5 protein-coding genes are annotated in these 4960 nt (G+C 63.8%); 1 reads left to right on the top strand and 4 read right to left on the bottom strand.

Translation table 11 applies throughout. The features are described 5' to 3' along the window. The 3 genes from EN906_RS22720 to EN906_RS22710 all read right to left on the bottom strand — a co-directional run. The coding region (locus EN906_RS22720) for an SDR family NAD(P)-dependent oxidoreductase (protein ID WP_127375387.1) at positions 1 to 252 on the bottom strand (252 nt) is incomplete at its 3' end. Positions 253 to 341: 89 nt separating this feature from the next. Further along, on the bottom strand, positions 342 to 1232 hold the full coding sequence (locus EN906_RS22715) for a DUF427 domain-containing protein (protein WP_164748763.1): 891 nt from the start codon (positions 1230 to 1232) through the stop codon (positions 342 to 344). Beyond that, positions 1229 to 2884 carry an ABC transporter substrate-binding protein gene (locus EN906_RS22710; RefSeq protein ID WP_127270263.1) on the bottom strand — a complete coding sequence of 552 codons (1656 nt, stop codon included), beginning with the start codon at positions 2882 to 2884 and terminating at the stop codon, positions 1229 to 1231. The genes EN906_RS22715 and EN906_RS22710 overlap by 4 nt, the downstream gene beginning before the upstream one ends. Positions 2885 to 2997: 113 nt before the next feature. On the opposite strand from EN906_RS22710, the gene EN906_RS22705 reads away from it, so the two are divergent. Beyond that, on the top strand, positions 2998 to 3900 hold the full coding sequence (locus EN906_RS22705; protein WP_127270260.1) for a LysR family transcriptional regulator: 903 nt from the start codon (positions 2998 to 3000) through the stop codon (positions 3898 to 3900). Between the two features lie 26 nt (positions 3901 to 3926). On the opposite strand, the gene EN906_RS22700 is transcribed toward EN906_RS22705, so the two are convergent. After that, positions 3927 to 4960, bottom strand: a 1034-nt coding sequence (locus tag EN906_RS22700; protein ID WP_164777291.1) for an oligopeptide/dipeptide ABC transporter ATP-binding protein, incomplete at its 5' end; no start/stop codon positions are given.

Here is a 4960-nt window from a genome sequence, read left to right as displayed (position 1 = left end):
GAGTTCGCTCTCGACGCGATCGATCGCCGTCGCGAGATCGCTCTGCGATGTCACTGTACCGGTCAGCACCAGCGCTTTGCGGCCGAGCGCCGTGATCCGGTGCGCGGTTTCGTCCAGCCCACCCTTCGATGCATGGCCGAAACAGGCGACGTCGGCGCCTGCCTCGGCCAGTCCGATCGCGATTGCCTGGCCGATGCCGCTGCCGGCGCCGGTGACCAGCGCGACATCGCCGTTCAGTTTGAAAAGATCCATCGAGTGCCCTCCCTGGCCCAGGGAGGGTATGCGCTGAGCCGTGCTTCGATCAAGCGCTCGCGCGCAAATGGCTCAAGCGGCGTCGATACTCAGAAATAACCGCTCGACGCGGCCGTGGCTTCCTTCGGGATTTCGACGCCATCGACCAGGATCTTGTCGACCAGTTCGTGGTGGAAGCAGACCAGCCCCTTGATGCGCTCCGCCTCGTGCACCGGCTCGGGATAATACCAGACCAGGTTCTCGTGACGCTTGGCCTTGGTCGTCACGTGATAATAGTTGGAGATGCCCTTGTAAGGACAGCGCGAAATGTAGCGGCTGGGCGCGAACATATCGAGCCGCGTGTCGGCGATCGGCAGATAGTGGCGCACCGGATGGCCGGTCTCGAACAGGAACACGCCGCGGCGTGAATCGGCGACCTGTTCGCCGTCGAGAATGACCTGCACGCGCCGCGACGACGGCAGGCAGTCGACCCGGCGGAACGGATCGCGGGCGTGGACGAAGATCTCCTCGTCCTCCTCGAACCAGTGTCCCATCTTACTCCAGGTGAACGACATGTAGTCGGATATCGGCGGACAGCCCTTGACCGGATCGAGATAGCGCCAGGCCGCGTCCTCGACCAGCGTGATGCCGGTGTTGAGTGAATAGTGGGTGGCTGTGCCCTTGAACGGGTCCTCTGTCGTCGTCTTGCTCGGCAGCAGGAATTCCTCGCGAACGTCGCCGATCGGGAAGTAGTAGACCGGCAGGTGATCGGATTCGTAGAACACCAAGGCATTGGTCGTATCGGCCACGGTCATCGATCCCACCTGCACACGCAGGCGCTTCTGCGTCGGCATGGTGAAGGCTATGTAGCCCGGCTCGAATTCATACTGCACGATGTTATCGAGCAGTGGAAAATGCGGCCCACGGCCGCGCAGATGGGGCTTGCGAATGGTAGTCTCCCGTTTTGTTTCTTTTGTCATCGGGCGTTGGGGCATGATCAGCTCAACGACACGCGGTCGAGCAGCAGGCCGGCCGCGATCGGCGGAAGGCCGCTGACATTCTTGCGCACCGGCACCAGCAGATCGGGGAAATAGCTGAAGATGACAGGCGTCTCGTCGAGCAGCAATTTCTGGATGTCGGAGGCGGCAGCGCGCTGCGCGCCGGCATCGAGCGCCTTGAGATAGCTGGTGACCATGCCATCATAGGCCGGGCTCTTGAAATGCGCCGCGTTCCAAGGGCCGTCGCTGACCAACGGGCTCTTGAGGAAGATGTTTGGCACGCTGCGATGCGCGTAGTCGGTGATGCCGAGCGGGCTGTCCAGCCAGTCCGACTGGCCGAACACCGCTTTGCCGTAATATTTGTCCTGGTCCTCGATGTTGAGCGAGATGCGCGCACCGATCTCCTTGGCGAAATTCTGGAACAATTGCGCATAGCCCGGAATGTCGGAATAGCGCAGCGTGGTCAGCGTGACGTCGAAGCCTTCGGCGAGACCCGCCGCCTCGAGCAACTGCTTGGCCTTGGCGATGTCCTGGACGCGTTGCGGCACCGACTTGTCGGTCGCCGGGAAGGCCGGCGCGAACGGGCTGTCATTGCCAGTCGCCGCCATGCCGCGGCACAAGCCGTCGACCAGCTTGGCGCGGTCGATGCACAGCGCCAGCGCCTGGCGCACGCGCTTGTCGGTGAAGGGGCCGGTGTCGCAGCGCATGTGCAACTGGCGGTGCGCGGTCGAAGCGACACGCAAGACGGTGATATCAGGACTGTTCAGCACGACCTGGCTGACATCGAGCGGGACGGCATCGAGAATGTCGACCTCGCCGGCCTGCAGCGCCAGGATGCGTGGCTGCACATCGCCGTAGAACTTGAATTCGAGCCGGTCGGGCAGCGCCTTCTCACCCCAATAGTCGGGGTTGCGGATGAAGGTCGCGCCGACCTTTGGCGTGTAGCTTTCCAACCGGAACGGTCCGGTGCCTTCGAACGTCTTTTCGTAATCGCCCTTGTAGCTCGCCGGCAAGATGACGGCGTTGTAATTGTCGATCGACACTGAATAGGGAAAGCTGCCATTCGGCGCATCGAGATGGAAGGCGACGGTGTGGTCGTCGACCTTCCGGGTGCCGCCCTTCGAAAGAAGGCCTTTGAACACCGAAAGCGCGTTGGAAGCGCCGTTGGGATCGGCCAGCCGGTCGAAGGTCGCGACGACGTCGTCGGCCTTGAAATCCTCGCCATTGTGGAATTTCACGCCCTTGCGCAGCTTGAAGGTCCACACGCTGCCATCCTCGTTCGGCGCCCAGCTCTCTGCCAGCACAGGCTTCAAAGTGAGGTCCGGCTGCGTGATGCAGAGAAACTCGGCGGTTTGGAAAACCAGCTGGTAGCTGCCGCTGTCATAGTAGGTGACGGGATCGATGGCGCCGCCCGGCGTCGCCACGCCGGCGCGCACCGTGCCGCCCGGCTTGCCCTCGGCGCGGGCCTGCTGGGTGCCGAGGCCGGCGGCCGCGACAAGGCTGCCCAGGAACGGCAAGGAAAGCCCAAGCACGCTGCCATGGCGCAGGAAGTCACGGCGGTCCATCCTGCCGGCCAGCAATTCGTCAACAGCGGAATTTTCGATTGCAGTGAGTGTTCTGCAAGCGTTGTCGATCATCCGGAAATGCTTGGGCATGGCTGGATTCCTCGCTTGTCTTGGGGTTCAGCCATCTAGTTCATTGTTGACTGCCGCCGGAAAGCGATATTTTTTGATAGGAGTCATCGAAATTTTCGATGCAGGAGGTGGGCATGGACACTGAGAATCTGCGCAGCTTTCTCGAAGTCGCCACCCATGGCAGCTTCACCGTCGCGGCCAGCCGGCTCAACCTCGCCCAGTCCACCGTCAGTGCGCGGATCAGGGGGCTGGAGGAGCAGTTGGGCCGCCGGCTTTTCGTGCGCGACCGCGATGGCGTCACGCTGACGCCGGCCGGCCGGCAGTTCCTGCCGCATGCCTCGTCGATCACCCGCACCTGGGAGCAATCGCGGCAGGACATCGCCGTTCCCGATGGTTACGAGACCTTGCTGCGGCTGACCGCGCCGGCCTATCTGTGGGACCGCATCACCTCGCCATGGGTCGAGTGGATGCGCGCCAGGCGGCCGAACGTGGCGCTGCGGCTGGAGGGCAGCTTTCCGGACTCGGCGATCGACCAGCTGGCGGAAGGCCTGCTCGACATCTGCATCCTCTATCTGCCGCGACCGCATCCCGGCATTGTCTACGAGACGCTGGCCGTCGATCAGGTCGTGCTCGTCCAGCACGCCGCACAGACCAAGCCATGGACCGAAAACTATATCCTGATGGACTGGGGGCTGGAGTTCCGCATCGAGCACGACCGCGCCTTTGCCGGCATGGTCAAGCCGGCGATTTCGGCCGGGCTGGTCTTCATCGGGCTTCAGCACGTGCAGTCGCAGCAGGCCGCCGCCTATCTGCCGCTCAGTGCCGTCAGCGGTCATATCGAGCGCGGCGAGATGCGGCGCATCGACAACGCTCCGGTATTCCAACGGCCGATCTACCTCGCCTATCCCTCGAATCCCGTGTCTTCGGATGTTCTGGATGTCGCGCTCACAGGCCTGCGCACGCTGGCCAGAGACTGGGCCGAAGGGCAGGGTTTTTCAGAAGGTGACCGTGCTCTCAGCATGGCCGGCCAGATCTGACCGGCCAAGCCACGCGAGCGAGAGCGCTATGCCGGCTCGGTCACGACCGCTCTCTGCAGCCTGGCCAGTTCGGCGTAAGGAATGTGGCAGCGGATCGAATGGCCGGGCTGGGCCTCGCCGAGTGGCGGCTCCTGCTGTTCGCAGATCGGGCCGATCTTGCGCGGGCAGCGCGTGTGGAACACGCAGCCCGAAGGCGGATTGGTGGCGCTGGGGATTTCGCCGTCGAGACGAATGCGTGCCGTCTCGGTCTGGTCGAGTTTGGGCACCGCCGACAAAAGCGCCTCGGTATAGGGGTGATGCGGTCCGGAAAAGACGTCTTCCGATGGCCCAAGTTCCATGATGCGGCCGAGATAGAGCACGGCGATCTTGTCGGAGAGGTAACGCACCACGGCAAGGTCGTGCGAGATGAAGATGTAGCTGACGTCTTCCTTCGACTGCAGGTCGGCGAGCAGATTGAGGATGGCAGCCTGCACCGAGACGTCGAGCGCCGAGGTCGGCTCGTCGCACACCACGATGCGCGGGTCGCCGGCGAAGGCGCGCGCGATGGCGACGCGCTGCTTCAGGCCGCCGGAGAGCTGGCGCGGCTTGACGGCAAGATGGCGGTCGGTGAGCCGGACCGAGCGGACAAGGTCATTGAGGCGCGACTCCAGCGCTTTGCCGGAGAGGCCGGCCAGCCGCTTCAGTGCCCGGCCGATCAGATGGCGAATCGAATGCGAGCGGTTGAGAGCCGAATCCGGATTCTGGAAGACGATCTGCATCGCCTTGATCTGGTCGTCGCTGCGGTTCTCCAGCCGAGGCGCCAGCGCCTTGTCCTCGAGTTCGATGGTGCCGCCTTCGTCGGGCGGTACCAGGCCGAGCAGCAGCCTGGCGAAGGTCGTCTTGCCGCTGCCGGACTCACCGACCAGCCCGAGCGTCTCGCCGGGCCGCAAATCGACCGAGACATCCTTGACGGCGCGCAGTGCGTGACCGTGGCTGGAATAGGTCTTGTTCAACCCGGCGACGCGCAGCACTGGTGCTGCCGCCGGCTTTGGGGCGGGCGCCACATCGCTCGGTGTCGCGC

The organism is Mesorhizobium sp. M7A.F.Ca.CA.004.06.1.1, assembly GCF_003999135.1.
Lineage (GTDB): Bacteria > Pseudomonadota > Alphaproteobacteria > Rhizobiales > Rhizobiaceae > Mesorhizobium.
This window is presented reverse-complemented; position numbering and strand designations above follow the sequence as displayed.

Excerpts from the sequence above, each read along its gene's own strand:
- EN906_RS22705 (WP_127270260.1), top strand. The coding sequence starts at position 2,998 with ATGGACACTGAGAATCTGCGCAGCTTTCTCGAAGTCGCCACCCATGGC.
- EN906_RS22710 (WP_127270263.1), bottom strand. The coding sequence starts at position 2,884 with ATGCCCAAGCATTTCCGGATGATCGACAACGCTTGCAGAACACTCACT.